General features: G+C 69.7%; 24 protein-coding genes. 13 read left to right on the plus strand and 11 right to left on the minus strand.

Going from position 1 to position 26,930, the window contains the following annotated elements; translation table 11 throughout:
* The first annotated feature begins 56 nt into the window (after positions 1–56).
* On the plus strand, positions 57–1,619 hold the full coding sequence (gene dacB, locus AC6CCG_RS15080; RefSeq protein ID WP_496655362.1) for a D-alanyl-D-alanine carboxypeptidase/D-alanyl-D-alanine endopeptidase: 1,563 nt from the start codon (positions 57–59) through the stop codon (positions 1,617–1,619).
* On the opposite strand, the gene AC6CCG_RS15085 is transcribed toward dacB, so the two are convergent.
* A complete protein-coding gene (locus tag AC6CCG_RS15085; RefSeq protein ID WP_496655363.1) occupies positions 1,567–1,959 on the minus strand; it encodes a LacI family DNA-binding transcriptional regulator in 393 nt (130 codons plus the stop codon). The two genes, dacB and AC6CCG_RS15085, sit on opposite strands and share 53 nt — an antisense overlap.
* 90 nt (positions 1,960–2,049) lie before the next feature.
* Between AC6CCG_RS15085 and AC6CCG_RS15090 the strand changes: the two genes are divergently transcribed.
* From AC6CCG_RS15090 to AC6CCG_RS15105, 4 genes are all read left to right on the plus strand, one after another.
* The gene (locus tag AC6CCG_RS15090) at positions 2,050–2,607 is read left to right on the plus strand and encodes a CGNR zinc finger domain-containing protein (RefSeq protein ID WP_496655364.1); all 558 of its coding nucleotides are present in this window, start codon (positions 2,050–2,052) and stop codon (positions 2,605–2,607) included.
* 162 nt (positions 2,608–2,769) lie between these two features.
* Positions 2,770–4,722: a hypothetical protein gene (locus tag AC6CCG_RS15095; RefSeq protein ID WP_496655365.1), complete on the plus strand. Its 1,953-nt coding sequence runs from the start codon at positions 2,770–2,772 to the stop codon at positions 4,720–4,722.
* A gap of 51 nt (positions 4,723–4,773) precedes the next feature.
* Positions 4,774–5,508, plus strand: a complete 735-nt coding sequence (locus AC6CCG_RS15100) for a DUF899 family protein (RefSeq protein WP_496655366.1) — start codon at positions 4,774–4,776, stop codon at positions 5,506–5,508.
* Between the two features lie 33 nt (positions 5,509–5,541).
* The gene (locus tag AC6CCG_RS15105; protein ID WP_496655367.1) at positions 5,542–6,381 is read left to right on the plus strand and encodes a prephenate dehydratase; all 840 of its coding nucleotides are present in this window, start codon (positions 5,542–5,544) and stop codon (positions 6,379–6,381) included.
* A 211-nt stretch (positions 6,382–6,592) separates the two neighbouring features.
* Here the strand turns inward: AC6CCG_RS15105 and AC6CCG_RS15110 are convergent, their stop codons facing one another.
* Genes AC6CCG_RS15110 through AC6CCG_RS15130 form a run of 5 tightly spaced genes read right to left on the minus strand, consistent with a single transcriptional unit; the run spans position 6,593 to position 12,041 of the window.
* Positions 6,593–7,393, minus strand: coding sequence for an ABC transporter ATP-binding protein (locus AC6CCG_RS15110; protein ID WP_496655368.1), 801 nt, complete (start codon positions 7,391–7,393; stop codon positions 6,593–6,595).
* A complete protein-coding gene (locus AC6CCG_RS15115) occupies positions 7,390–8,253 on the minus strand; it encodes an ABC transporter ATP-binding protein (protein ID WP_496655369.1) in 864 nt (287 codons plus the stop codon). Before AC6CCG_RS15115 ends, AC6CCG_RS15110 begins: the two co-directional genes overlap by 4 nt.
* Positions 8,250–9,146 (minus strand): ABC transporter permease, encoded by an 897-nt coding sequence (locus AC6CCG_RS15120; protein ID WP_496655370.1) that lies wholly within the window; start codon positions 9,144–9,146, stop codon positions 8,250–8,252. The genes AC6CCG_RS15115 and AC6CCG_RS15120 overlap by 4 nt, the downstream gene beginning before the upstream one ends.
* Positions 9,147–9,165: 19 nt before the next feature.
* Positions 9,166–10,176, minus strand: coding sequence for an ABC transporter permease (locus tag AC6CCG_RS15125; protein ID WP_496655371.1), 1,011 nt, complete (start codon positions 10,174–10,176; stop codon positions 9,166–9,168).
* A 20-nt stretch (positions 10,177–10,196) separates the two neighbouring features.
* Entirely contained in the window at positions 10,197–12,041 is a 1,845-nt protein-coding gene (locus tag AC6CCG_RS15130) for an ABC transporter substrate-binding protein (protein WP_496655372.1), read from the minus strand.
* A 193-nt stretch (positions 12,042–12,234) separates the two neighbouring features.
* On the opposite strand from AC6CCG_RS15130, the gene AC6CCG_RS15135 reads away from it, so the two are divergent.
* Entirely contained in the window at positions 12,235–12,546 is a 312-nt protein-coding gene (locus AC6CCG_RS15135) for a putative quinol monooxygenase (protein WP_496655373.1), read from the plus strand.
* A 102-nt stretch (positions 12,547–12,648) separates the two neighbouring features.
* Here AC6CCG_RS15135 and AC6CCG_RS15140 read toward each other — a convergent pair whose 3' ends face one another.
* Genes AC6CCG_RS15140 through AC6CCG_RS15150 form a run of 3 tightly spaced genes read right to left on the minus strand, consistent with a single transcriptional unit; the run spans position 12,649 to position 16,572 of the window.
* The gene (locus AC6CCG_RS15140) at positions 12,649–13,308 is read right to left on the minus strand and encodes a response regulator (RefSeq protein ID WP_496655374.1); all 660 of its coding nucleotides are present in this window, start codon (positions 13,306–13,308) and stop codon (positions 12,649–12,651) included.
* Positions 13,305–14,597, minus strand: a complete 1,293-nt coding sequence (locus AC6CCG_RS15145; RefSeq protein ID WP_496655375.1) for a sensor histidine kinase — start codon at positions 14,595–14,597, stop codon at positions 13,305–13,307. Before AC6CCG_RS15145 ends, AC6CCG_RS15140 begins: the two co-directional genes overlap by 4 nt.
* Before the next feature lie 34 nt (positions 14,598–14,631).
* Positions 14,632–16,572, minus strand: a complete 1,941-nt coding sequence (locus AC6CCG_RS15150) for a serine hydrolase domain-containing protein (protein ID WP_496655376.1) — start codon at positions 16,570–16,572, stop codon at positions 14,632–14,634.
* Positions 16,573–16,752: 180 nt separating this feature from the next.
* Between AC6CCG_RS15150 and AC6CCG_RS15155 the strand changes: the two genes are divergently transcribed.
* The 7 genes from AC6CCG_RS15155 (at position 16,753) to AC6CCG_RS15185 (ending at position 25,340) form a co-directional block, all read left to right on the plus strand.
* Positions 16,753–18,291, plus strand: a complete 1,539-nt coding sequence (locus tag AC6CCG_RS15155) for an ATP-dependent DNA ligase (protein ID WP_496655377.1) — start codon at positions 16,753–16,755, stop codon at positions 18,289–18,291.
* Positions 18,292–18,316: 25 nt separating this feature from the next.
* Positions 18,317–18,709: a hypothetical protein gene (locus AC6CCG_RS15160; RefSeq protein WP_496655378.1), complete on the plus strand. Its 393-nt coding sequence runs from the start codon at positions 18,317–18,319 to the stop codon at positions 18,707–18,709.
* A 22-nt stretch (positions 18,710–18,731) separates the two neighbouring features.
* Complete coding sequence (locus tag AC6CCG_RS15165) at positions 18,732–19,403, plus strand: response regulator transcription factor (protein ID WP_496655379.1); 672 nt, start codon at positions 18,732–18,734, stop codon at positions 19,401–19,403.
* The gene (locus AC6CCG_RS15170; protein ID WP_496655380.1) at positions 19,400–20,893 is read left to right on the plus strand and encodes a sensor histidine kinase; all 1,494 of its coding nucleotides are present in this window, start codon (positions 19,400–19,402) and stop codon (positions 20,891–20,893) included. Before AC6CCG_RS15165 ends, AC6CCG_RS15170 begins: the two co-directional genes overlap by 4 nt.
* Before the next feature lie 389 nt (positions 20,894–21,282).
* The gene (locus tag AC6CCG_RS15175) at positions 21,283–22,587 is read left to right on the plus strand and encodes a DUF1800 domain-containing protein (RefSeq protein ID WP_496655381.1); all 1,305 of its coding nucleotides are present in this window, start codon (positions 21,283–21,285) and stop codon (positions 22,585–22,587) included.
* 37 nt (positions 22,588–22,624) lie between these two features.
* Positions 22,625–23,917: a DUF1501 domain-containing protein gene (locus AC6CCG_RS15180; protein WP_496655382.1), complete on the plus strand. Its 1,293-nt coding sequence runs from the start codon at positions 22,625–22,627 to the stop codon at positions 23,915–23,917.
* A 412-nt stretch (positions 23,918–24,329) separates the two neighbouring features.
* The gene (locus AC6CCG_RS15185) at positions 24,330–25,340 is read left to right on the plus strand and encodes a YdcF family protein (RefSeq protein WP_496655383.1); all 1,011 of its coding nucleotides are present in this window, start codon (positions 24,330–24,332) and stop codon (positions 25,338–25,340) included.
* On the opposite strand, the gene AC6CCG_RS15190 is transcribed toward AC6CCG_RS15185, so the two are convergent.
* Both AC6CCG_RS15190 and AC6CCG_RS15195 read right to left on the minus strand, forming a co-directional pair.
* Entirely contained in the window at positions 25,337–26,650 is a 1,314-nt protein-coding gene (locus AC6CCG_RS15190; protein ID WP_496655384.1) for an MFS transporter, read from the minus strand. The genes AC6CCG_RS15185 and AC6CCG_RS15190 overlap by 4 nt on opposite strands.
* A gap of 16 nt (positions 26,651–26,666) precedes the next feature.
* A partial coding sequence (locus AC6CCG_RS15195; RefSeq protein WP_496655385.1) for a superoxide dismutase occupies positions 26,667–26,930 on the minus strand: 264 nt, incomplete at its 5' end.

Below are 26,930 nucleotides of genomic sequence, written 5' to 3' on the forward strand. Positions count from 1 at the left end.
CACTAGGCTCTCGTGACCTATCCGGCCGGTGTTCGGCAGAACTCGAAGGAGTGCTTGTGAAACTGTGGCAGAGGGTGTCCAGGCGCGGGATCCTGCTCGTGATCGCCTCGGTGATCATGGTCGGGCTGGTGATCACCCAGTCCGCCGGGCCCTCGTCGGCCGAGCCCGGGTCACCGTTGCGGGAACGGCTGGACACACTGCTGGCCGATCCGGTGTACGACGGGTCGCAGGTCGCGCTGCTGGTCCGGGACGCGGCGACCGGCGAGACGCTGTACGACCGGAACGCGGACCAACGGATGCTGCCCGCGTCGAACACGAAGCTGTTCACGTCGACCGCGGCGATGGAGGTCCTCGGCCCGGACTTCCGCTTCCACACCGATGTCCTGGCCGCCGCGCCGGTGCGCGCCGGCCGGCTGCGCGGTGATCTCTACCTCAAGGGGTACGGCGATCCCACGGCCCGCGAGACCGACTACCGGGCCCTGGCCGAGCAGCTGAAGGCGGCCGGGATTCGCCGGGTCGACGGCGACCTGGTCGCCGACGACACGTACTTCGACGCGGTCCGGCTCGGTGACAGCTGGGCCTGGGACGACGAGCCCGCCTACTACGCCGCACAGATCTCCGCACTGACCTTGGCGCCGAACGACGACTACGACACCGGGACCGCGATCGTCGAGACGCGGCCCGGGACGTCGGCCGGCGAGCCCGTCCGGGTCGGCCTGGTCCCGGCCAACCGGCTGATCAAGATCGTCAACACCGCGAAGACCGGAGCGGCCGGGTCCGAGGACACGCTGCGGGTGGAACGGGAGCACGGCGGCAACGTCGTCCGGGTGTCCGGCTCGCTGCCACTGGACGCCGCGACGGATCAGTCGCTGATCACCGTGTGGGAGCCGGAACTCTATGCGGCCGACGTGTTCCGGCTGGCCCTCGAGGCCGAGGGGATCAAGATCACCGGCAGGACCACGACCGACGCCGCCCCGGACGGCGTGCGGCGGTTGGCCCGGGACGAGTCGATGACCGTGGGCGAGTTGATGACGCCGTTCCTCAAGCTCTCCAACAACATCCACGCCGAGACCCTGGTCAAGGCCATGGGCGCCGTCGCCGAACGGGACGGCAGCTGGCCGGCCGGGCTCGGCGTCGTCGCAGACTATGCGAAGAGCGTCGGCGTCGAGGTCGACCGGCTCCGGATCTCCGACGGCTCCGGCCTCACCCGCAAGACGAACCTGACCGCCGACGCGATCACCGACGTGCTGACCGCCGCGCAGCAGGAGCCCTGGTGGCAGCAGTGGTACGACAGCCTGCCGATCGCCGGCGAGCCGGAACGGCTGATCGGCGGCACGCTGCGCACCCGGATGCTGGACACCGCGGCAGCCGGCAACCTGCGCGGCAAGACCGGCACGCTGACCGGCGTCTCGGCGCTGTCGGGGTACGTGACGACGAAGGACGGCCGCAAGCTGGTCTTCTCCATGATCAGCAACAACCAGCTGTCCAGTGTGCGGGCGATCGAGGACGCGGTGGGAGTCACCCTCGCCTCGTGGACCGAGCAGGCTCCGGTCGCGGCGGCCCGGCTCAAGGCACCGGCGAAGCAGGCTTGCGAACTGGAGTGGGAGAAGGCCTGCTGAGCCCCGGCTCGGGCGCCAAGATCAACAGGCAGCTCTGATCCGTGGCCTCGCGGTGATCGGTGACGATCTCGCAGCCGACGCTCTCGGCCGCCATGATCAACTTCCGGGCCAGGATGATCATCCGGTCGTCGCCACCCGCCGGCACGACCAGCGTCAGCAGGTCGCCCCGGCCGCCGCGCAAGGCCCGGGCGATCTGGTTCGGCCGGTAGCCGAGCTCCTCGACCGCGGCCAGCACCCGGCTGCGCAGTCGATCGCTCACGCCCGCGTACCCGTTGATCGCGTTGGAGGCGGTCTTCGTCGACACCCCGGCGTGCCGCGCGACCTCACGGAGCGTCGTCATCGCGGTCCTCCCAGCTACACCGGTGAAATGCCTTGACTGGTGTAAGTCTCCATCACGGAATCACACCGGTCAAACCCTTATGCTGGTGTCGTGGATTCTGCCGAGTCGGTGCCGGCCGAGGTGCTGCTGATCCGCGACTTCGTGAACAGCTACGAGCCGCAGGTCGACGACGAGACGCTGGCGACGCCTGCTGCGCTGCGGGACTGGTTCGCCGGACGCGGGCTGCTGCGCGCCCGGACCCGGCTCGGCGGGACCGACCTCGCCGCCGCCACCACGGTCCGCGAGGGTCTCCGCTCGATCCTGCTCGGGCATGGCGGGCACGCGGTCGACGAGGCTGCGATCACCGCCGGCAATGCGATCCTGGCCGAGTTGCCGGTCCGGGTGGAGTTCGGCGCGTACGGCTATCGGATGCTGCCGGCCGGCGACGGTGCGCTCGATCCGGCGCTGGTCGGTCTGCTGGAGGCGATGCGGCGGGCGAAGGAGTCCGGCACCTGGACCCGGCTCAAGGTGTGCGACCGGACCACCTGCCGCTGGGCCTACTACGACACCTCGCGCAACCAGTCCCGGCGCTGGTGCTCGATGGCCGGCTGCGGCAATCACATCAAGATGAAGCGCGCCTACGCGGCCCGCCGGGACCGTACCGGCTGATCGTCCCGGGCGTCGATTCCGTCGCAGCCGACGGTTGACAATTGATCCGATCTTTCGTTCAATCGTAGTGATAAAGCGCATTAGGTACGTGGAACTCGGGAAATCGAGCCACGAAGCATCCAATGAATGTGTGCTTGTGCACCCGATCGCGAAGGAATCCCCATGCCCACAGGACACGGCGCTGCCGTACCCTCCCCGATCTCCCGGCGCCGCTTCACGGTCGGCGCCGGCCTCCTCGCCGGAACAGCCGGCGCCATCCTCGCCGGCGCCCGCCCCGCCGCCGCAGCCACCTGGATCGGCGATCCGAACGCCGTCCTGGCGCCCGACAACCCGTACCTGGGGGTCGCCGAAAGCCTGGTCGACGCAGTGCTCAAGGGCCTCGGGCAGGAGACCCCGGTGCTCCCGGACGCCAACGGCACCTTCTGGCTCGCCTGGGCCGCCTCCGCTCCGGAGAGCACGCGCCGCAACAACGCCGACGTGGTCCAGAAGGCCCTCGGCTTCACCGAAACCCTGACCACGAAGGTCAATGCCTGGTTCTGGGACATCCTCCCCGCCCTCGAATGCGTACGCCTGCTCCGCGACGCCGGGCACGCGACCGCGGCGCAGGTCAGCACCTGGCTGGGCCGGCTGGAGCCCTGGGTGCAGGGCAACTACGACACCAACGCGAAGGGCACCGACTGGTGGTGCTTCGCGCCCAACACGCTGCACCAGTCGGCCGCGATCCTGGAGTTGGGGCACCAGCTGATCGGCAACGCGACCTGGTCGACGATGGCGGCCAGCCTGATCGACAAGACCGAGCCGACGCAGCGGACCAACGGCGCCTTCCCGTACATCCGTCAGTCCGGGCCGACGTCGGTGTACTACGGCTTCGACTCGACCTTCCTGGGCCGGTACTACCAGCTGACCCAGAGCGTCAAGGCTCGCGCGATGTTGGTGAAGCTGGCCGAGTGGTCCCATGACGTGCTGAAGAACGGGCTGATCGAGGGCTCGTCCGCGCCCTGGTGGAAGCATGTCTGGAACACCGATGGCCCGTTCCACGGACCGGACATCCCCGCTGGGGTGGCCGGGCACGCCTTGTCCCGGAGCGTCGGGCAGTACCGCATCACGCAGAAGCAGCGCTTCTACTACACCTACGTGCCGATGTACTTCTGGGACGGCAGCCTCTCCAGCACCGTCGAGCTCGGCGCCAACCTGACCCGGAACAACAGCAACATCGGCGGACCGCAGCTGCGGCGCGGTTCCTGGCAGGTGGTGATGCCCGGGCGGGCGTACGCGGACACGGCGATCGGGGCCACGGTCGCGACCGGAGCCACCAAGTTCGGCTGGCAGGGCTACCTCGAGGTCGCGGCGCTGCCCGTGCTGACCAACCCGGGCGGCGATCCGTACGCCGGCAACGGTTCCTTGATCGTGCTGGCCGCCGAGGAGACGGGACTGCGGTCGGCCGTGGTCACCAACGAGGTGATCGCGATCGGTGCCACCTTCCAGCCGCGGTACCCGTTCAACGGCGACGCCGTCGCGCCCGCGCCGCAGGGCTGGGCGCTCGATCAGGCGTGGATCGCCACCAGCCAGTTCCTCGCCGGCTGGATGGTCGTCCGGGCCACCGCGACCAACGAATCCGGTGGCGGCCCGCGCGGTCTGGTCAAGCTCGGCCACACCGTCACCGAGGTGCAGCCGGACCTCCGGCAGTTCCGCAGCGGTGACCTCCGCGGCCGGATCCACGGCAGCCAGGTCGGCGCGATCGTGCCGACCGCGAAGAGCGTCTCGGTCGATCTGGTCGGGGCCGGCGGGCGAACGTACACGAAAGAGGAACGCTTCGGGTACGGACTCTCGCTGGTGACCGTCAGCGGCGGCGCGCTCACGCCCACCGTGACGCTCGGCTCGAACGCCGGCGGCCTGCTCCAGTTCACGGTGCAGCCGGGAACCGGAGCGCCCTGGCAGGTGATCTTCAACCCGAGCGACCGGGCCCTGTCGGTGGCGCAGTCCACGTTCGCCGGGGCGGACCAGATCCTGCGCTCCGGCCGGAACCCGGAACTGCCGAGCCGGCAGTCCGGCGCTCCCGGGAACGACGTCGTGGTCGGCTCCCGATCCCTGGTGCTGGCCCGGATGGGCCGGTGAACTTCCGCCGGACCCGATGAGTCTCGGGCGGCGGCCGAGTCTGTTCCTTCCATGGACAAGAACACTCAACCGCTGCCCGAGGTCGTCGACCGGGACACCTGGCAGGCAGCCCTGGATGAACTGCTGGTCCGGGAGAAGGCCCACACCCGAGAGGGCGACGCGATCGCCGCGGCACGCCGCCGGCTGCCGATGATCGAGCTCGACCCGACGATCGAGCTGGTCGGCGAGAACGGCCCGGTGACCCTGCTGGACACCTTCGAGGGCCGCCGGCAACTGCTCGTCTACTTCCACATGTGGCACCACGGCAAGCCGGCGCCGCAGCAGTGCGAGGGCTGCACCTTCTTCACCGGTCATGCCCTGGAGCTCTCGTACCTGCACAGCCGCGACGTCACGTACGCGACGTTCTGCCAGGGCAGCTATCCGGAAAGCTCGCGCTACAAGGAATTCATGGGCTGGACGATGCCCTGGTACTCGGCCCGCGACGCCGAGCAGGCACTGCTCGGCGACCAGGGCTTCGGCGGCTATGCCTGCTACCTGCGCGACGGCGACCGGGTCTTCCAGACCTACTGGTCGACCGGGCGGGGGACCGAGGCCGGCGCGAACAGCTACCACCTGCTCGATCTCACGGTGTACGGACGCCAGGAGTCCTGGGAGGACTCGCCGGAGGGCTGGCCGCAGCAGTTCTCCGAGGCGGGGCAGCAGTTCCGGACCGGCGACCGGCCGACGTCGCAGTGGTCCCGGATCGAGGCCGGCCGGTCGGACGATCTCACCGGCGCCGCGAACTGAGGTCCGCGTCCGGTACGGGTTTAGGATGCGGCGGTGACCCGCCCACGAATCGCGTACCAGGGGGAGCCGGGTGCGAACTCGCACCTGGTCTGCAAGGAGCACTACCCCGACTCGGAGGCCGTGCCGTGCGCGTCCTTCGAGGATGTCTTCGCGGTCGTCGAGAGCGGCGAGATCGACCTCGCCATGATCCCGATCGACAACTCCATCGCCGGTCGGGTCGCCGACATCCACCACTTCCTGCCGCAGTCCGGGCTGCACATCATCGCGGAGCACTTCCTGCGGATCCGGTTCCACCTGATGGGGGTACCGGGAGCGACGCTGGACAAGATCACCACGGCGCACAGTCACGTGCACGCGCTCGGCCAGTGCCGCAAGATCATCCGCCGGCTCGGCCTGCGTCCGGTCATCTCCGGTGACACCGCCGGCGCCGCCCGGGAGGTCGCCGAGGCCGCCGATCCGACCCAGGCCGCGATCTCCCCGCCGCTCGCCGCCGAGATCTACGGCCTGGAGATCCTGGCCGAGGACGTCGAGGACGAAGATCACAACACGACCCGCTTCGTCGTGCTGTCCCGGGACTTCATCAAGGCCCCGGCGGGCAACGGCCCGGTCGTCACCTCGTTCATCTTCAACGTGCGCAACCTGCCTGCCGCCCTCTACAAGGCGCTCGGCGGGTTCGCGACGAACGGCGTGAACATGACCAAGCTGGAGAGCTACATGGTCGACGGTTCCTTCAGCGGCGCCACCCAGTTCCTCGCCGAGGTCGACGGCCACCCCGACGACATCGGCGTCAAACGAGCCCTCGAGGAACTCGCCTTCTTCTCCACCGACGTCAAGATGCTCGGCGTCTTCCCCGCCGACCCGTCCCGTTCCTGAGCCGAGCAGCGGCCCAAGCGAGCGGGGACGCGCGCCCGGCCTCCCCGGTGGCATCGAGTGGACCCGAATGGCATCGCCTCGGCACCGGGAGTTGCCCAAGGCGTCCGCTCGGTGTTGCCCCGGAGGGGCGGTCGCGCGTGCTGGCCGTACGATCCCCGATCGCGCTGACACCCCATCCCCGCCCGCGGGACCAAGCCTCCCCCAAGAAGACTCACGCGGATTCGTGGAGCCTTGGCACGTCGGCCAGCAACCTCTGCGTGTACTCATGCTGCGGATTGAAGATCACGTCGTCGGTCGGGCCCTGCTCGACCATGATCCCCTTCTCCATCACGAGCACCTTGTCGGCCAGGTAGCAGGCCTGACCGATGTCGTGGGTGATGAACAGCACGGTCATGCCCAGCTCGTCGCGGAGGTCGGTCAGCACGTTGAGGATGTTCACCCGGAGCGACGCGTCGAGCATGGAGGTCGCCTCGTCGGCGATCAGCAGGCGCGGGCGCAGCATCAGGGCACGGGCGATCATGATCCGCTGGCGCTGGCCGCCGGACAGCTGGTGCGGAAAACGATCAAGGACGCTGAGGTCCATCCCGACGTGGCCGAGTGCCTCCTCCAGCCGCTCCTTCGCCGACACCCGGTCCAGCATCCGGAGCGACCGGTTCAGCAGCCGCCGTACGGTGAAGAACTGGTTGAAGGCGGAGAACGGGTCCTGGAAGACCGCCTGCACGTCCCGCCAGTACGCGATCCGCGCCGTGGTGGACAGCTTGGTCACGTCCTGGCCGTCGAAGGTCATCGTCCCCGAGCTGACCGGCAGCAGGCCGAGCACCATCCGGGCGATGGTCGACTTGCCCGAGCCGCTCTCGCCGACGATCGTGGTGATCTCCTTCTCCACCAGCGAGAAGGAGACGTCGTCGACGGCGGTCACCTGGTTCCGGCCGGAGCCGAAAGTGCGGCTGATCCCGCTCGCGCTGAAGATCACGTCGCCGTGCCCTGACACTGGCGAGGGGCCGTCGCTCATGTCGTCCTCCCGGTCGTCGGGGCGTCCTCGAAGCCCTTCATCCCTTCGATCCTGATCTTGCGGTACTTCGGCTCCGGCACCAGCACCGAACCCAGCAAGGCCCGGGTGTACGGATGCTGCGGATCGTCCACCAGCTCCGGGGTGTCGCCGGTCTCGACGATCTTGCCGCGGTACATGATCGCGAGCCGGTTCGAGACCGTACGCAGCACCGGAAGATCGTGCGTGATGAAGATGACGCCGGACATGATCTTCTTCTCCAGCATGTCCAGCAGCATGTCGATCAGCGCCTTCTGCGACGTCACGTCGAGCGCCGAGGTCGGCTCGTCGGCGATCAGGATGCGCGGGTTGAGCAGCGTCGAGATCACCGTCACGGTCCGTTGCTTCATGCCACCGGACAGCTGATGCGGGTACGCGTCGAGGGCCCGGACCGGCAGTCCGAGCGTCTCGAACCGATCCCGGGCCCGGTCGATCGCCTCGCTCCGTTTCGCGGAACGATCATGGGCCTTCACGACGTCCACCACAAGATCACGAACGCGCATGGTCGGGCTGATCGAGTTCATCGCACCCTGGGGCAGCATCGACACGACGGAGCCGCGCCAGGTCCGGGGGATCCGTTGCGACCCGTCCAGCACCAGTTCCTTCCCGTCCACCTCGAGCGCGCCCGCGTCGACGTACAGCGGCGGCCGCGCGGTGAGCGAGATGATCGACCCGAGCGTGGACTTGCCGCTGCCGGACTCGCCGGCCAGTCCGAGCACCTCGCCCTCGTCGAGCGAGAGCGAGACATGATCAACCGCGTGCAACTCGGTCGAACCGGACCGGTAGACGCCGTGGATGTCGGTCGCGCGCAGCAGTTGGCTCATTTCGGCGGTCCTTCCGCGGGGACGACGTCGGCGACGGCCTTCTTGGCCTTGCGGGCCCGGCCCGTGCGCAGCCGGGGGTTGAACACCTCGTCCAGGCTCGACTGCAGCAACAGCAGCGAGAACGCCACGATCGACAGCATCACCGTCGGCGGGATGAAGGCGAACCAGTAGCCGTTGCGGATCGAGCCCCAGGTGAGCGCCCAGTAGAGCATCAGGCCGAGGCTGACGGTGCCGCCCGCCGGGCCGAGGCCGAGCAGGGACAGCGCCGACTCGGCCAGGATCGCCCCGGACACCTGCAGCACGAACGCCATCACGACGTAGCTGAGCAGGTACGGCAGCACGTCCCAGCCGAGGATCGACCAGAACCGGGCCCCGGACAGCCGGGCGACGTCGATGTGTTCCCGGGTTCGGACGCTGGTCGCCTGGGCCCGGACGGCCCGGGCGGTCCACGGCCAGCCGGTCAGCCCGATCACCAGGGCCAGGGTGAGGATGGACCGGTTGTTCAGCGCGATCGACAGCAAGATCACCACGACGATGCTGGGGATGGCCAGCGCGATGTTCGTGGCCCCCATCAGGATGTCGTCCAGCACGCCGCCCCGGTAGCCGGCGATCAGGCCGATCACCAGTCCGATCGCGGTCGCGATGGCACCGGCGATCAGGCCGACGATGAGCGAGGTGCGTGTCCCGTACACGAGATTCGCGATCACGCTCTGGCCCTCGTTGTCGGTGCCGAGCAGGAACGGGCCGAAGCCCTGCGGCGGGTCGTACAGGCCGCCGATCACGGCGTTCGGATCGGTCTGCACGACGAACGGGCCGAACAGCGCGATCAGCACGGTGATCCCGATCAACACGCTGGCGAACCAGAATCTGGGAGTGAAGCTCACGGCTTTCATCAGCGACCACCACGCCTTCTCATCGGTCACCTGCTTGGGCCGCGCGGATCCGGGGATCGATGATGCCGTACGCGATCTCGACGCAGAAGTTCGCGGCCAGCACGGCCAGCGTGATCAACAACGTGATCGACTGGATCACCGGATAGTCGCTCTGACTGATGGCGTTGAACAGCAGCGTGCCGAGCCCCGGGTAGTTGAACACCAGCTCGGTGATCAACGCGCCGCCGATCATGCCGCCGATCGACAGGGCCAGGCCGGTGATCTGCGGCAGCATCGCGTTCCGGAAGATGTACCGGACGATCGTCGAGTCACGCAGCCCGAGGCCCCTGCCGTAGTTGACGTAGTCGGAGCCGAGCTCGTAGATCGCCATCGACCGCATCCCGATCGCCTGGCCGCCGATGAAGATCAACACCAGGGACCAGAACGGCAACCAGAAGTACGTGATCGCGTCGCCGAAGAACGCGAACGTCGCCTCCGGTGACAGGCCGAGCGAGTAGGCGCCGCTGATCGGCATGATGCCGAGCGAGACGCCGACGATGTACTGCAGCAGGATCGCCAGGCAGTAGTACGGCATGCTGGACAGGAACAACGAGCCGAGGAACGCACCCCGGTCGAAGTTCCCGCCCTTGAACGCGGCGATGGCGCCGAGCCCGTTGCCGACCAGCCAGCCGATCAGGATCGCCGGCAACTGGATCGCGATGCTCCACGGGAGCGCGTCCCCGACCAGCGTGTTGACCTTCGCCGGATACTGCGCGAACGAGGTGCCGAGGTTGCCCTGGGCCAGCTGGCCCAGGTAGATGAAGAACTGCTTCCAGAGCGGCTCGTTCAGCCCGAACTCGCGCATGAACGTCTCGTGGATCTGCCGGAGCTGATCACCGCCGGTGCCGCCGCCCCGCGCCAGTTGGCTGACGATCGTGTCCACCGGGTTGCCGGGGATCAGCCGGGGCAGCAGGAAGTTGAGCAGCAGCGCGATGATCAGGGCCAGCAGATACCAGAGCAGCTTGCGGCCGAGATAGCGTGCGAAAACCATCGAAGACTAGCCTCGCGCGCCTAGGTCCCCACCTTCTTCAACTTGAACAACCATTGGATACCGGCGCCCTGCCACATCGGCGGAGCGAACGGGTTGTCCGCGGTCGGGAAGCCGACCCAGTTGGTCTCGTTGAACTCGTAGAACTCCAGCGGCCGGTACATCAGCGGAACGGCCGGCACCTTCTCCCGGAAGATCGCGTCCAGCTTCTGGTAGACCTCGCGGCGCTCGTCGTCACTGCTGGCGGCGCCGGCCTGGTCGAGCAGGCCGGGCACTTCGGGATCGGAGAACCGGACGAAGTTGTAGAACGTCGTCTTGCCCAGTCCCGCGGCGCCACGGTTGTCCATCAGGTCCCGGAACCGCGACCAAGGGCTGGCCAGGCTGACGCCGGACGCACTCCAGCAGGCCAGTTCGAAGTCGCCGTTCTGCATCTTCGACGTCACCTGCGGCGCCTGCGGGAACTCGGTCGCCACATCGATGCCGACCGCCTTCAGGCTCTTCGCGGCGACCTCGCACGCGGTCTGCCAGTCGGACCAGCCGGTCGGCGTGATCACCGTCCAGGGGCCGAGCCGGGTGCCGTCGGGCAGCTTGTAGATGCCGTCGGATCCCTTAGTGGCCTTGAGATCCTCCTCGAGGATCCGGACCGCCTCGTCGGGGTCGTACTTCCAACCCTGCGAGTCGACCGCGGCCTGGTCGTAGAACTTCTCCTCGTACCCCGTCGGCAGGATCAGGCTCGCGTTGGCCGGGTCGGAGTAGTCCGACATCGCGGTCTTGGCGATGTTGGGGGTGTCGATGGCGAACGCGATGGCGCGCCGGACCATCGGGTTGTCCAGGCCCTTGACCTTGTTGTTGATCTGCAGCAGCGGGGTGTTGCCGGGCAGGTAGTACGGCTTCTGCTTCAGCCAGGTGCCGACCGGCCGGCCCTTCTCCCACATCTTCCAGATCTGCGCGGTGAACTGCTGGCTGGCGTCGATCTCGCCGCTCTCCAGCTTCAGGTCGCCGTCGTTGTTGGACCGGAAGATCGGGTGGTTGATCATCTTCATCGCCGGGGTGCCGTAAAGGTCCTTGCCCCAGTAGTCGTCGAATCTGATCAGGCTGATCTGGGTCTGGTCGGCCTTCTCCAGCTTGAACGGGCCGCTGCCGATCGGCTCCAGGTTCGTGTCGGAGGTGAGCTTCTTGGCGTCGATCTTGCTCCAGACCGCCTTGGGGATGATCACCGTGCCGGCGATCGCGTTCCGGACCGGCAGCAGGTTGAGCGGCTTCGACTTCGCCTTGAACTGGACCGTCCGCGGATCCTTCGCGGTCACCGACTCCAGGTATTCCCAGACATTGGAGTAGCTCAGCGAGTTGTCCTTGGCCAGCTCGAAGGTGAACACGACGTCGTCGGCTGTGAGTTCCGACCCGTCCTGCCACTTGGTGCCGTCCTGCAGCGGCACCTCGAGCGTCTGCGTGTCCACCTCGACGAGTTCCTTGCCGAGGCCGGGCTGCAGGCTGCCGTCCAGCATGTTGAAGCGGAGCAGGGTCTCGTAGATCAACTGGATCTGGCCACCGGTGGACGGCCAGGCCGGCGACGGGCCGAGCGGATTGAAGTTGGTCGGCGGGCCCCACTGGAAGCCGGCCACGAAGAAGGTCTCGCCCGAGGTGCCCGGCCGGCCCTTGCTCTCCGTACCGCCGGGCCGGTTGCCCGTCTGTGCGGTGCCGCAGCCGGCGGCTCCGATTCCGACCGCGGCGCCACCCGCGGTGAGCCCGGCGAGGGCCAGGAAGCGGCGGCGACTCGACTCCATCGTGGTCCCCCAGGAGTTCGAGTCGTGCTCACCCGCCGGGTCCGGGCCTTCGCCTCGGCCTGGCTGGTGCGTGGGATCGGTCATCGTCGTCCTCCCCTGAAGGCAACATTGGTTCAAGTGAGCCCAAACTCACCACTTAACCGGTTCGGTTGTCAATGCCCCGACTGGCTTTGGATGCAGATTGATACCTGGTCCGGGCCGGGCCAAACGGCCACGCCGGGGTGGACCATAATCGGGCCCGAGTTTGCCAGTCCCCGGACCCGCAGAGAGGTGCGCCATGACCGTCGTCGTCACCGCCGTCTTCCATCCCAAGGAAGGCGCGAAGGAGCAGTTGGCCGAGGCCATGCGGGAGGGGATCGAGGCCGTCCACGCCGAACCGGGCTGTGAGTTGTACGCCATCCACGACGCCGCCGACGGCACCATCACCATGATCGAGAAGTGGACCACCGTCGAGGACCTGGACGCCCACGGCTCCGGTGCCGCCGTCAAGGTGCTCGGCGCCGGCATCGAAGGCCTGCTGGCCAGCCCGACCGTGGTCACCCGGATGACCCCGATCCCCTTGGGTACCCCCGACCAGGGTGCCCTCTGACCGTCTTGTCGGTTTTTCACGTTAACGTGAAAAACTGGCGCTTTGCCAGAGAAGCTTTTTGGGTATTGCGGCAGTAGACCTGGTGAAGTGGTGCTGGTGTGATCAGCGGGACGGGTCGGCCAGGCCGTTGCGGTAGGCCCAGACGACGGTCTGGACCCGGTCCCGGGTGCCGAGCTTCATCATCGCGCGGCCCAGGTGGGACTTCACGGTGCTCACCTCGACCACCAGTTCGGCGGCGATCTCCGCGTTCGACAGCCCCTGCGCGAGCAGCCGAACGATGTCGAGTTCGCGGGCGGTCAGCGGCTCGGCGAGTGGTACGGGCTCGGGGTTGGCCGGGCGGCGGCGGGCGAACTCGGTGATCACCCGGCGGGTCACTGTGTGATCGATCAGGCCGGTCCCGTCGGCGAGCCGGCGGACCGCGTCGATCAGGTCGTCGGGTTCGCTGTCCTTCAGCACGAAGCCGCTGGCGCCGGCCTCCAATGCTCCGAAGACGTACGCGTCGAGGTCGAAGGTGGTGATCACCAGCACGGCCGGCGGATCGGCTGAGCCGGTGACGATCTTCCGGGTGGCCTCGAGGCCGTCGCCGCCGGGCATCCGGACGTCCATGCAGACCACGTCGGGCCGGGTCCGGTGCACCACCTCGACGGCCTCCGGACCGCTGGCGGCCTCACCGACGATCTCGATCTCCCCGGAGGTCTCGAAGATCACCCGGAAGCCGGCCCGGACCACCGACTGATCATCGACGAGGACGACCTTGATCACGCTTCCTCCTTGGCAGTACGGCGTTCCAGGGGCGGCACCCGGAGCACGACGCGCCAGCCGCCGTCCGGTCGCTGGCCGGCCTCGAGCTCGGCGCCGATCAGCTGGGCGCGCTCCCGCATCCCGATCAGGCCGAGTCCCTGATGATCGGCTCCGGCCGGCGGATGATCGTCGCCCGCCTCGTTGTCGATCATGATCACGACCGCCCAGCGGTCCGTACCATGATCGATCCGGACCGTCACCGGAGCGCCGGGGGCATGGGTACGGGCGTTGGACAGGGCTTCCTGGATGACCCGGTAGCAGGCGAGATCGCCGATCGGCGGCAAGGGCAGCGGCGTCCCGGAGCGCTGCAGCTCGACCGGGGTACCGAGGGTGCGGGCAGCGTCGACGAGGCGGTCCACCGCGGCCAGCCCGGGCACCGGTGCGCCGTCGTCGTCCAGCCCCGGCGACGGTTCGCGGAGCAGCCCGACCACCTGGCGCAGATTGGCCAGGGTCTCCCGGCTCTGTTGCCGGACCCAGCCGGTGGCCTGTCGCGCCGCCGCGGGGTCACGGTCGATCAGCCGCTCGATCGCGGCCGCCTGGACCGCCATCCCGGACAGGTGGTGCGCCGCGATGTCGTGCAGTTCCCGGGCGATCCGGGAGCGCTCCGTGGCGACGGCCGCCGCAGCCCGCTCCTGCTGCACCCGGATCGCCTGCTCGGCGTCCCGCCGGATCAGGTCCAGGTAGTCCCGGCGGGTGGCGACGTAGCGGCCGACCACCGCCGGCACCGCGTACGACAGCGCCGTGCCCAGGGCCGCGGTGATGATCATCATCGGCAGCTGGGCCGGCGGGGTGCCGGGCAGGAGCAACAGGGCGATGATCACCCGGCCGGCGGTGACGGCGACGATCACCGCCACCAGCAGCTTGATCAACCGGCGGTTCGGCAACAGGGTGCCGCAGGTGTAGGCGGCAACCAGCTTGGCCAGGCCGTCGAAGTTGACCTCGGTCGGAAGAGCCGCCGTCATCGCCAGGTCGAGACCGGCGATGATCACCAGGCAGAGCGCCGGTCGGAGCCGACGCATCGCCAGGACCAGTGCCTGGACGACCACCAGCATGATCAGCACGCCGAGCCGGCCGGCCGGAACCGCCGGCCCGTCCCGGCCCAGCATCGGCAGCACCAGGCCGAGCAGCCCGAGGGTGAGCAGGGCGACGGCGATCGCGAGGACCAGGTCGCGCCGGAAGGTGCCGGTGATGCCGACCCGGTCCAGCGCGGCGTCGGCCCGGTCCGACCACCGGTTCAGTCGCGTGCTCACGGCTCCCACCCTCCCATCCCGGTCCCGATCATGCTCAGTACGACACCGATGGCGCCAACAGGTTGGCCGCGGCGGAGACCAGGGCCACCGTGAGCAGGGCCAGGGCGATCAGCACGCTGCCGGCGATCCGGGCGCCGCCCGCGCGCCGGCGTACGTTCTGGACGACCATGATCACCGCCGGTACGACGGCCAGGTTGGCTGCGGCCTGGATCACCTGGATGCCACGGATCACCGGCTCCGGCACCGTCGCGAAGCCCATGATCAACTGGATCAAGATCAACCAGCCGGCGGTCGCCAGCAGGGCGCAGCCCGCCCCGATCCGGGTCAGCAGCCGGACGGGACCGCCGGTCCCGGTGGCCGCGGCGATGCCGTACCGGCGCCTGATCAGGGCCCCGACCGGCACCGCGATCAGACCGAGAGCGAGCACGGCGAGGGCCCCGATCAGGGCGACGGTGACGACCCCGGTCGACAGCAAGACGGGCACCGGCAGCAGGGCGAACGCCCCGGCGAACCCGATCGCCTCGACCTTGCCGTCGACCACCCGCATGGTGATCACCCGCTGGCCGCCGACCTCCTGCCAGACCCACGGCCGCACCTCCATGAAGGTCGTCGGTTCCGGGTTCTCCAGGCCGGGCGTGACGAGCAGAGTCCCGTCGGACTGCGCGGTCAGCCGGGTCTGCCCGATCAGGCCGAGCGCGGCCAGGAAGGTGCTCTCCGTGGATCGGGATGCCCGGTAGGAACCGGCGGCCAGCTGGGCGTGTTCGTGGGCAGTCGGGGTGCTCTGCTGCACCAGCGGCTCGGCGGGCGGGAAGTAGCGGTCGGCGAACCCGTCCATGATCGACTGCCGCAGCTGGACGGTCTCGACACCGGTGCGGCCGGACCCGTTGAAGCTGACGGCGATGCCGGTGCGGTCGTCGGGAAGGAGTTGCAGGTGGCTGTGGAACACGATGGTGTCGCCGCCGTGTCCGAGGATCCGGTGCCCGTTGCGGTCCTCCTCGAAGAAGCCGAGCGTCATCCGCGGCCCCTCGGCCAGCGTGCCCAGCGTCGAGGCGTCGAGGGCCGGCCGGTGCAGCAGGGCGGTCGTGGCGGGATCGAGCAGCCGGCCGTCCAGCTGGGCCAGCAGGTAGCGGGCCAGATCGCTCGCGGTCGCCGAGACCGCGCCGGCCGGGGCGTCGGCGACCATCTCGAACGGGATCGGCGGCTGCCCGCCGGCCGGATAGCCCTGCGCCAGCCGTTCCGCGAAGCCGGCCGGCAGCGGCTGCCGTACCGTCGACTTGATCATGCCGGCCCGCTCGATCACGTGCCGCTGGACGTAGTCGTCGTACGGCATCCCGGCGACCCGCTCGACGATGTATCCGGCCAGGCTGTAGCCGTAGTTGGAGTACGCGGGCACCGTGCCGGGCCGGTAGAGCTGCTCCGGCGGATCGATCGCGACCGAGTCCCGCAGCGGCGTCGACTCGGTCCCGATCAGGCCACGGATCCGCTCCTCGAAGCCGGCGGTGTGGCTCAACAGGTGCCGCAGGGTGATCGGTTCGTCGAACCGGCGGGGCAGCGGGAAGTCGAGGTGACGGGCGACGTCGGCGTCCAGGTCGAGCTTCCCGTCGGCCACGAGTTGGAGCACCGCGGTCGCGGTGAACGTCTTGGACACCGAGCCGATCCGGAACAGGGTGGCGTCCGGGTCGACGGGCTGCCGCCGGTCCAGGTCGGCGTAGCCGAAGCCGCGGGTGGTCACCACCTTCCCGTCCTTGACCACGGCGACGGTGGCGCCCGGGATCCCGGCCGCGTCGAGCGCGGCCGGCAGCAGCCCGTCCAGCCAGGCGTTCACGTCACGGGTGGTGAGGTCCGCGGCGCCGCGGGTCGCGGGAGGGTTCGGGGTGGGCAGGCCGGCCGGAGGCTCGGCGGCGGCCGTGGCGCTGCCGCCGGCCAGCAGCAGCGCCACGCCGATCAGCGCTGCGACCAGGGTTCGGACGTTCATCGGAGGCTCCTCGCTCGGTTCGTCGGCCGCGGTGTCGGCGGCTGATTCCAGCCTGGTCAACCGGCTCCGCCGAGACATCGGGCGGAGGACGGGACCCGGCCTACGACCTTTGGCGGAAGTCCGCGGGTACCTGAGTCGAAATCGCGGCGGGCTGTCGGCGGGGTTTGCAAGACTGCGCTCATGCTGTTGGAACGGGTCGCCGCGGCCTCGGCGGCGATGGCCGCGACGCGGTCACGGATCGCCAAGCGCGAGGTGATCGCCGAGGTGCTGCGCGCCGCCCAGCCGGCCGAGATCGAGATCGTGGTGGCCTATCTGGCGGGGTCGTTGCGGCAGCGGCGGACCGGCATCGGCTGGCGTACGGTCAGCAAGGCGCCGCCGCCCGCCGCCGAGGCGACGCTGACCGTGGCCGAGGTGGACGCGATCTTCGAGACGACCGCCGGCCTGGCCGGCACCGGTTCGGCGGGCCGCCGGGCCGAGCTGGTCGCGGAGCTGTTCGGCCGGGCGACCGAGCCGGAGCAGCGGCTGCTGGCCGGGCTGATCTCCGGCGAACTGCGGCAGGGCGCGCTGGAGGCGCAGGTGCAGGAGGGCCTCGCGGTCGCGTACGAGGTGCCGGTGGCTGCGGTCCGGCGGGCGGCCATGCTCGCCTCCTCCACGACCGCCGCCGCACGAGTCCTGGTGGAGGGCGGCCTGGCCGGGCTGGAGCAGGTCGGGCTGACGGTCGGCACCGGGATCCAGCCGATGCTCGCGGCCAGCGCGCCTGACGTCACCGAGGCCATCGGGAAGTCCGGGCTGCCGCTGCTCGTCGACCACAAGCTGGACGGCATCCGGGTCCAGGTGCACAAGGACGGCGACACGATCCGGATGTTCACCCGGTCGCTGGACGAGATCACCGAGCGGCTGCCGGAGGTCGCTGCGACGGTCGCCGCGCTGCCGTACCAGACGATGGTGCTGGACGGCGAGGTGCTGGCGTTCCGGCCGGACGGGAAGCCGGAGAGCTTCCAGGTGATCGCCTCCCGGACCGGCTCGCAGCTGGACGTTCCGGCGCAGGCGGTGCGGACGCCGTTGCGCGGCTTCTTCTTCGACCTGCTGCACCTGGACGGCCGGGACCTGCTGGACGAGCCGCTGTCCGAGCGGACCCGGATCATGGCCGAGGTGCTGCCGGCCGAGCTGATCGTGCCGCGCCGGCTCTGCGACGCGGAGGCGGACCTGGCGGAGGTGTTCCGGACCGCCGTCGCCGACGGGTACGAGGGCGTCGTGGTGAAACGCCTCGACGCGCCGTATGCGGCCGGCCGCCGCGACTCGGCCTGGATCAAGATCAAACCGCGGCACACGCTGGACCTGATCGTCACGGCCGCGGAGTGGGGCCACGGGCGACGGAAAGGCTGGCTGTCCAACCTGCACCTGGCCGCGCGGGATCCTCGTACCGGTGAGTTGATCATGCTCGGCAAGACCTTCAAGGGGATGACCGACAAGCTGCTGACCTGGCAGACCGAGCGGTTCCTGGAGCTGGAGGCGAGCCGGGACGACTACACGGTCTACGTCCGGCCGGAGACGGTGGTCGAGATCGCGTTCGACGGTTTGCAGCGCTCGACCCGCTATCCGGGCGGGGTGGCGCTCCGGTTCGCCCGGGTGCTGCGCTATCGCGAGGACAAGACCGCGGACCAGGCCGACACGTTCGACACCGTGCTCGCGATCGGGGGCACGGTCCAGCCGGAGTGACGATGCGGGCCGCTACGGTGGGTGGGTGGCTTCCGAGGACGATGCGGGTCAGGACGGATCGACAGGCTTCAAGGTCGGCGTGTCGCTCTGCCTCGTCGTGGCGGGCGGCATTGCCGCCGTCGTCTGCGGCCTGTTCGGCCTGACCGGGTACGAAGTCGAGTTGGGCCCCTTCGCCGGCTTCCTGTTCGGGTACGCCTTCGCGACGGTCGGCCTGTCGATCTTGCTCCAGACCTTGGTCGATCGGCCCCTGGTGACGGCGATCGTCTGCGGCGCGGCGGCCCTGCTGCTGGCGGGCATCGTCCTGGCCCGGCGGCCCGCGATGGGCCTCGACGAGATCTTGATCGGATCCATCGGGGTCGCCTGCATCGCCTGGTGGGCGTACCAGTCGTTCCGGCGGCAGCGCGGTCGCGCTTCCTGACCGGGCGGGCACAATGGTGCCCGTGGCCGGCTCCCGAATCCTGGTCGTCGAGGACAGCGACGCGATCCGCTTTGCGGTCCTGGCTGCCCTTGCGGCACAGGGATTCGAGGCGACCGGGGCGGCCGACGGTGAGGAGCTGGAACGGCTGCTCGGCGAGTTCCGCCCCGAGTTGGTGATCTTGGACGTGATGCTGCCCGGGCGGGACGGGTTCGCGCTGCTGGAGACCATCCGCGGCCTGAGTTCGGCCGCGGTGCTGATGTTGACGGCGCGGGACGCCACGGCCGACCGAGTCCGCGGGCTGGCCGGCGGCGCCGACGACTACCTGGTCAAGCCGTTCGCGATGGTCGAGCTGATGGCCCGGGTGACGGCGGTGCTGCGGCGCACCGTACCGGGCGGTCCGTCGATCATGATCGGCGACCTGGAGCTCGCCGAGGAGTCCGGCACCGTCCTCCGCGACGGCCGGGCCGTCGAGCTCACCGAGACCGAACTGCAGATCCTGCGCTACCTGGCCGGACAGCGGGGCAACGTGGTCAGCAAGGACAAGATCATCAACGCGGTCTGGGGCTACTCCGGCTTCGACCCGAACCTGGTCGAGGTGCACGTCAGTTCGCTGCGCCGCAAGCTGGAACGACACGGGCCGCGATTGATCCACACCGTCCGCGGCCGCGGCTACCGTCTTGCGGAGACGCCGTGACCGGGCTCCGGACCGGGTCGCTCCAGGTCCGGGTCGCGGTCTCGGTGATCGCCGTCCTGGTGGCAGTGCTGGTCGGGCTCGGGTTGGTGATCGACACGATCTTCGGCATCCAGTCCGAGCAGGGCCTGGACGCGCTGCTCACCGGCCGGGCCCAGCTCGCCCGGCAGCTGGCCCGGACCGGCGTGCGGCCCCAGCAGTTGGTGAACCGGGTCGAGGCCGACGGCGTACGGGCTCGGCTGGTGCTCACCGACGGGCGCGTGTTCGGGAGCGATCTCGAGCAGGGCGAGTCCGGGCCGACCAAGATCACCAGGACCAGGCTGGCCGCCCCGGGTCGGGTCGACGGGGCCACCCTGACCCTGGCGGTGGACCTGGCCGTCATCGCCGACGCCCGCGCGGTGCTCCGCCAGGTGCTGTTGATCACCGGCGCCGCGGCCGTCCTGATCAGCGCCGCCCTGATCATCGTCGCGGTACGACTCTCCCTGGCCCCGTTGGGATCGATGGCCCGGTTGGCCCGGACCATCGCCGGCGGCCGCCGCGGTTCACGGCTCGAACCGACCCAGCCCGAGACCGAACTCGGCCGCACCGCGACGGCGTTCGACGCGATGCTGGACGAGCTCGAGGGCGCCGAGGTACGGGCCCGGCAGGCAGAGGAACGCAGCAAGGAGTTCCTCGCCGACGCGGCGCACGAACTGCGCACGCCGCTGGCCGGCATCCTGGCTGCCGCCGAGTCGCTGCTGCACTACCAAGATCAACTCTCGCCCGCCGAACGGGAGCGGCTGGAGGTGCTGCTGATCGGCGAGGCCACCCGGGCCAGCGGCCTGGTCGACGACCTGCTCGCCGCTGCCCGGCTGGATGCCGGCGTGGAGCTGAACCGGGCCGACGTCGACGTCGCCGCGCTGGTCGAGCACGAGGCGTCCCGGGAGCGGGCGCTGCATCCCGAGCTGATCTTGATCACGGAGGGTCCGCCGACAACGGCGTACCTGGACGCGGACAAGGTCTCCGGCATCCTGCGCAACCTGCTCGGCAACGCGATCCGAGCGGTCGGTGGGCGGGGAACGATCATGATCACCGTCGAGGCGGTCGGTGAGCAGGTGTCGGGGGAGCTGCGTGGTGAGCGGGCGGTGCGGAAGCCGGACGGTGAGCGCGTGGCGGATGAGCCAAGTGGTGAGCGGGGATCTGGGGAGCCGGGCGGCGCGTCGGCGGCGCGGACGCCGGGTGAGGAACCGGTGATGGGGATGCCGGCCGGCGCGTGGGTGATGGTCGCGGTCGAGGATGACGGGCCCGGCGTGCCCGAGGCCGACCGAGAGCGGATCTTCGAGCGGTTGGTCCGGCTGGACCAGGGCCGGAGCACCCAGTCCGGTGGGTCCGGCCTCGGTCTGGCGATCGCCCGTGGTTATGCCCGCGCCCACGGTGGCGACCTGGTCTGCGTCGACCCGGTCCGGCTGCCGGGGGCCCGGTTCCTGCTGACCTTGCCGGTGCGCGATCACTAGCACTTCGCCGCTGACCCGTGTCGGTCGTCGGCCACAAGTCGGTGATCGGCCCGGGCAGGCCCGAATGAGTCGCGGAATTCCCAACGACGGGAGAGCGCGCCCCTGACCCACGTCCAGTCGAGGGGACGATAGGGGCTTGCGTCGGCGACCTGCGGACGGCCCAGTCGTCCAGTCGATACGGCAGGAGGAGACCGGCCGGATCCCCACCGCGACATCTCCGGTCCGCGTCCCGAGGTCCGGGCTGGCACGCCCGTTCCAGATCGGCCTGTTGTGTTGCAAACGTGCGTCACTCGCAAGCTCCGTGGTGCCGGTCCGGCGGACCTGTAGATCTCCTGAAGGAAGCCGGGATCCGCTCGCTGTTCGGCCGGTCGGCTGGGCAGGGTGGGGCCATGCCACGGTTGACCGAGGATCAGGTGATCCGCCGCCTGTTCGACCGCCTCGGGTTCGGGGCGGCGGCGCCGGAGTTGACCGAGGCACGGCGGGCGGGATGGCGGGCGACGCGGACGGCGCTGCTCCCCGGCACCGAACGCGGCCCAGGAGCGGGTGACTCCGCTCAGCCCGCCGTCCCGGCGCCCGAACTGTCGCCGTACGTCCGGCTGGGCAAGGATGCCGACCCGGCGGCGAAGAAGGAACGCCGGCAACGGCTGCGCGAGGACCGCACGGCGTTGATCATCTGGTGGTTGGACCGGATGGCGACGACGCCGGATCCGGTGGCCGAGCGGCTGACCTGGTTCTGGCACGGCCACTTTGCGACCAGCCTGCAGAAGGTACGGGACCCGCGGCTGATGCTGGCCCAGAACGAGACCCTGCGCCGGCTGGCTCGCGGTGACTTCCGGGCGCTTGCCCGGGCCATGATCATCGACCCGGCGATGTTGATCTGGCTGGACGGCAACGACAACACCGCGAAGGCGGCCAACGAGAACCTGGCCCGGGAGTTCCTCGAACTCTTCACGCTCGGCCACGGGAACTACTCCGAGGACGACGTCAAGGAGGCGGCGCGGGCCCTGACCGGCTGGACGGTGAACCGCAGGACCGGTCTCGCCAGACTGAAGGCCAAGCAGCACGCCACGGGCGAGAAGACGATCTTGGGCCGGACCGCCGATTTCGACTCCCAAGGGTTCGTCGACCACGTCGTCGCCCAGCCGGCTTGTGCCCGGTACGTGATCGAACGGCTCTGGTTCCGGCTGGTCAGTGCGGAACCGCCGGACGAGGCGACCCGGCAACGACTCGTCGACGCGTACGGCCCCGGTCGGGAGATCGCCGCCGTCCTCACCGCGATCACCGACGAGCCGATCTTCGCCGACGGCGCGACGACCTTGATCAAACAACCGGTCGAGTGGCTGGTCGGTCTGCTCCGCGCCGCCGGCGTACGGCCGAGCGGGCTGGAACCGCCGCAGCAGAAGAAGTTGATCACGCTGCTGAGGGGGATGGGCCAGCAGCCGTTCCTGCCGCCGAGCGTGGGCGGCTGGCCGGCCGGCCCGGCCTGGCTGTCCACCGCCGCCGCGCGATCCAGGATCGAACTCGCGACCATGATCGGGAAGGCCGCCGACCATGATCGTGCCGCTGCCGACCCGGTCGAGCTGCTCGGACTCGATCGGGTCTCCCGTCGTACGGCCGAAGCGATCAAGGAAGCGCCGACGGCGATCCGGCTCGCGGTCGCCGCCTGCGCGCCCGAATACGTCGTCTCGCTGTGAAGGCGAACCTCCCCCTGCCCAACGGAAAGGACTGATCATGCCCCGGACCCCGAAGCTCTCCACGTCCGTCAGTCCGGTGACCCGGCGGCGGTTCCTCGCCTTCGCCGGCGTCGCCGGGGCCGGGGCTCTGGCCGTCGGCGCAACCCAGGTGCGCTGGCCCGACGTGGTCCGGGCCGCCGCCACGACGCCGCTCGATCCCGATGCCGGCGTCCTCGTGGTGATCACGTTGTACGGCGGCAACGACGGGCTGAACACCGTCGTCCCGGCCGCGGATCCCGCGTATCTGCTGGCTCGCGCCGAGTTGGCGTACCGGCCGGACGAAGTGCTCGACCTCGGCGAGGGTCTCGGGCTCAACCCGGGGTTGAAGGGCCTGCACCGTCTCTGGCAGGACCAGGGGCTCGCGGTGGTTCGCGGCGTCGGCTACCCGAAGGCGGACCGGAGCCACTTCCGGTCGATGGCGATCTGGCAGACCGGCTCGCCCGAGGCGCCGACCCGGAGCGGCTGGCTGGGGCGCTGGCTCGACGCGACGACGACCGACCCACTGCATGCCGTGTCGCTGGATCCCGTCACGCCGCCGCTACTGGCCGGCGAGAAGCTCGCCGCGGCCTCCTTCCCGCTGTCCGGCCTGACCTTGCCGAAGGGCGGCCTGGGTACGGCGATCGAGGCACTGGCCGGAGCCGATCCCGACGATGATCAGTGGCTGGCCCTCGCCGCCAAGCAGTACGCCGATCTCGGCTCGGCCGGTCGTACCCTCGGGCCGGCTCTGGACCGGCAGCGCTCAGCCGATCGGGAGGATGATCAGGACCAGGGCGACGACGAGTCGACCAAGGGCGGGTCGGCCGGCGGCCAGGGCCAGCTCGCCGCCCAACTGGATCTGGTCGCGACCATGATCGACATGGGCGTGCCGACCCGGGTGTACTCGGTGTCGCTCGGCGGCTTCGACACCCACTCCGACGAACGGGGCACCCAGCAGCGGCTGCTCGGTGAACTGGACTCCGCCGTGACCGGCTTCCGGAACCGGCTGGCCGACAGCGAACGCGGTCACCAGGTCGTCACCATGATCTACTCCGAGTTCGGCCGCCGGGTCGCCGCGAACGCCAGCGACGGCACCGACCACGGCACGGCCGGGCCGGTCTTCCTGTTCGGCGACGGGATCCGCGGCGGCTTCCTCGGCGACGAACCGAGCCTGACCGACCTCGACGACGGCGATCTCAGAGCCGGCACCGACTTCCGCTCGATCTACGCCTCCGTCCTCGACCGGGTCCTCGGCGCCGACCCGGAACCCCTTCTCAACGGCTACCCGCACCGCCTCGACGGCCTCTTCGCCTAACCGCCGCGCCGCCCGATCCGCGACTGTTCGTCGTGTTCGCGACCGGTGCAGCCACCGGAGGTCGCGAGCAACGGTCGCGGATGAAGGTGGGCGCAGCCCGGTGGTGGTGCTGCGGCCGCTACGGCTGTGGGTCACTTCCGGCCGCATACACCCGGCCGGGGCCGCCCCGCTCTCTGTCAGCGCGTCGGACCGGGGGCCGGACGCGGCAGGTTTGGCTAGGCCGGTCCGAGCGTGTGACCCCCTGGGCCGCCTTCCCCCCGCACGGTCCGGCCGCGGCTGCCCCGACACTCCGCCGGCACGCCTCCGGCTGTGCCTCTCGATGGCTGGGATGCCGCGCTCCGAGCGACCGCGGCGTCGGGCTCGCCGTACTCGCTATCCTGGCCCGGTGTCGGATGCGGGTTCGGTGTAACAGATGATCTTCCTTCTCCCCCTGGCGATCGCGGTCGCCGTGGTCGCCATCGCCGTGACCCGTACCCGCAACGAGCCGCGTCGGCTCAGCAACGCCTACTGGTTGCTGGCGGGCGGGATGTTGTTGATCAACGTGCTCGGCGCGTTCGGTCTGGTCAACTTCGACATCCTGTCCTTCCTCATCGTGGCGATCGCCCTGCTGTCGCCGTTGCTGATCCTGGTGCTCTGCGGCTTCCTGATCATGAACGGCGTGGTGATGCTGCGCCGGGAACGGGCCACCCTGGCCAACTCGCTGTCCCTACTGGCAGGGCTGATGATCATGGCAGGTGTGGTCCTGACGATCCCGGTCTTCCTGACCGGACCGCTCTGGTTGCGGGCGCTCTGGCTGTTCGGCCTGCTGGCCGTCGGCTACCTCGGGTTCCACTTCGTGGCGTTCCTCGGGTACGCCCGCCTCTACACCTGGCTGGTCCGGAACCGTCCGGCCGCCTGGGTGATGGTGCTCGGCTCGGGGCTGCGCCGCGGCACGGAGGTACCGCCCCTGCTCGCCTCCCGGATCCGCGCCGGCATCGCCGAGTTCACCCGTCGCGGCGCCCGGGTGTTGATCATGTCCGGCGGCCAGGGGAGGGACGAGAAGATCGCCGAGGGGACCGCGATGGCGGCCTGGGCCGTCGACCAGGGTGTCGATCCGGCCGCCGTCCGCGCCGAGATCCAGTCCCGCACCACCGAACAGAACCTGCGCTTCACCGGCGAGCTGGTCCGCGCGGAGCCCTCGGTCCCGCCCGGCCCCGGGCTGATCGTCACCAGCAACTATCACGTGCTGCGGGCCGCGATCCTGGCCCGCAAGACCGGACTGAACGCCCAGGCGGCCGGTGCTCCGACAGCCGGCTACTACTGGCCCAGCGCGATGATCAGGGAGTACGTCGCGATCCTCCGCGAGCGCCTGGTGCTGCACGCCGTGCTGCTGCCGTTGATCGCCCTGCCGCTGCCGCTGGTCCTGCTGATCGCCGGCGGCTAGTCGAGCTCCTTGTGCGCGGTCTCGGCGAGGAACACGTACACGATCAGGGAGATCAGGCAGAGGCCGGCGATGTACCAGCCGAACAGGCCCGGATTGCCCAGCTGCTTGAACCAGGTGCCCATGTACGGAGCCGTACCGCCGAAGATCGCCACCGTCAGCGAGTACGGGAAGCCGATGCCGGACGCCCGGACCCGGCCGGGGATCAGCTCTGCGTTCAGCGCGGCGCTGATCGAGGTGAAGCCGCTCAGGAAGACCATGCCGATCAGGGTGATGATCAACAGGCCGGCGAAGCCGTGGTCGGAACTGATCAAGGCCAGCGCCGGCACGATGCCGATCACGAACGCGGCGGCGAAGGCGATCAGCATCGGTCGCCGGCCGATCCGGTCCGAGAGCGCGCCGGTGACCGGCTGGATCAGGCCGAAGAACGCCAGCGAGATCGTACTGATCAACAACGCCTGCTGGGTCGGATGCCCGTTCTGCTGGGCGAACGTCGGCAGGTAGGTCGTCCACGAGTAGTAGGCGATCGTGCCCGCGATCGTGACGCCGCAGATCAACAGCGACTCCCGCGGGTGCCGCAGGATCGCCTCGAACAGCCCGGGCCGGCGCAGCCCCTGATGGACATCGCGGGTCTCCTCGGCGCTGACCCGGATGACCAGTCCGACCAGCGCGATCAATGCGCCGATGAAGAAGCCGATCCGCCAGCCCCAGCCGGACAGCTGCTCCTGGGTGAGGGCGAAGGCGAGGATCGTCGCAACCCCGGAGGCGACCAGCTGGCCGGCGGTGGTGGAGACGTACTGGAACGAGGAGAAGAAGCCACGCCGCCCGGGCGGCGCCGACTCGACCAGGAAGGTCGTGTTCGCGGCGAACTCGCCGCCGATGGAGAAACCGGCCACCAGCCGGCCGAAGACCAAGATCATCGGTGCCAGGATCCCGGCCGACTCATAGGTCGGGGTGAGCCCGATGATCAAGCTGCCGAGTCCCATCATCAGGATGGTCGCGGTCAGTGTGTTCTTGCGCCCCCAGCGATCGGCGGCCCAGCCGATCAGCAGCCCGCCGATCGGCCGCAGGAAGAAGCCGACCGCGAACACCGCGAACGCGGACAGCACCTGGGCCACCGGGTCGCCGGGAGCGAAGACCTGCGCCGCGAAGATCGGCGTCAGGAAGGTGTAGATGTACCAGTCGTACCATTCGACGGCGTTCCCGATGGAGGCCGCGACGATCTGTCGCGGCCCGCGCTGCTGGGCCCTGGTTCGCTGATCAACATGGCCTTGCTGATCAACAGCGTCGCCGGGCCCCGCAGGTTCGCTCATCGGAACGCCAGGTGGGTCAGGCCGGGGTGATCAGGCCGGCGGTCTGGGTCTTGGCGGCGGCGTAGCGGGTCTGGGCGTCGGCCCAGTTGACGACGTTCCACCAGGCCTTGACGTAGTCGGCCTTGACGTTCTTGTACTGCAGGTAGAAGGCGTGTTCCCACATGTCGAGGAGGACGATCGGGATCTGGGCGAGGGGGAGGTTGCCCTGCTGGTCGAACAGTTGGACGATGTTGAGGCGTTGGCCGAGGGCGTCGTAGGCGAGGATGGACCAGCCGGAGCC

The organism is Microlunatus sp. YIM B11417 (genome assembly GCF_059617205.1).

Bases quoted from the DNA above. Each gene is read 5' to 3' on its own strand.
- AC6CCG_RS15130 (WP_496655372.1), bottom strand. From the start codon at position 12,041: ATGACCGATCCCACGCACCAGCCAGGCCGAGGCGAAGGCCCGGACCCG.
- AC6CCG_RS15175 (WP_496655381.1), top strand. From the start codon at position 21,283: ATGCCACGGTTGACCGAGGATCAGGTGATCCGCCGCCTGTTCGACCGC.
- AC6CCG_RS15125 (WP_496655371.1), bottom strand. From the start codon at position 10,176: ATGGTTTTCGCACGCTATCTCGGCCGCAAGCTGCTCTGGTATCTGCTG.
- AC6CCG_RS15095 (WP_496655365.1), top strand. From the start codon at position 2,770: ATGCCCACAGGACACGGCGCTGCCGTACCCTCCCCGATCTCCCGGCGC.
- AC6CCG_RS15185 (WP_496655383.1), top strand. From the start codon at position 24,330: ATGATCTTCCTTCTCCCCCTGGCGATCGCGGTCGCCGTGGTCGCCATC.
- AC6CCG_RS15180 (WP_496655382.1), top strand. From the start codon at position 22,625: ATGCCCCGGACCCCGAAGCTCTCCACGTCCGTCAGTCCGGTGACCCGG.
- AC6CCG_RS15115 (WP_496655369.1), bottom strand. From the start codon at position 8,253: ATGAGCCAACTGCTGCGCGCGACCGACATCCACGGCGTCTACCGGTCC.
- AC6CCG_RS15135 (WP_496655373.1), top strand. From the start codon at position 12,235: ATGACCGTCGTCGTCACCGCCGTCTTCCATCCCAAGGAAGGCGCGAAG.
- AC6CCG_RS15190 (WP_496655384.1), bottom strand. From the start codon at position 26,650: ATGAGCGAACCTGCGGGGCCCGGCGACGCTGTTGATCAGCAAGGCCAT.
- AC6CCG_RS15150 (WP_496655376.1), bottom strand. From the start codon at position 16,572: ATGAACGTCCGAACCCTGGTCGCAGCGCTGATCGGCGTGGCGCTGCTG.
- AC6CCG_RS15100 (WP_496655366.1), top strand. From the start codon at position 4,774: ATGGACAAGAACACTCAACCGCTGCCCGAGGTCGTCGACCGGGACACC.
- AC6CCG_RS15085 (WP_496655363.1), bottom strand. From the start codon at position 1,959: ATGACGACGCTCCGTGAGGTCGCGCGGCACGCCGGGGTGTCGACGAAG.
- AC6CCG_RS15110 (WP_496655368.1), bottom strand. From the start codon at position 7,393: ATGAGCGACGGCCCCTCGCCAGTGTCAGGGCACGGCGACGTGATCTTC.
- AC6CCG_RS15120 (WP_496655370.1), bottom strand. From the start codon at position 9,146: ATGAAAGCCGTGAGCTTCACTCCCAGATTCTGGTTCGCCAGCGTGTTG.
- AC6CCG_RS15155 (WP_496655377.1), top strand. From the start codon at position 16,753: ATGCTGTTGGAACGGGTCGCCGCGGCCTCGGCGGCGATGGCCGCGACG.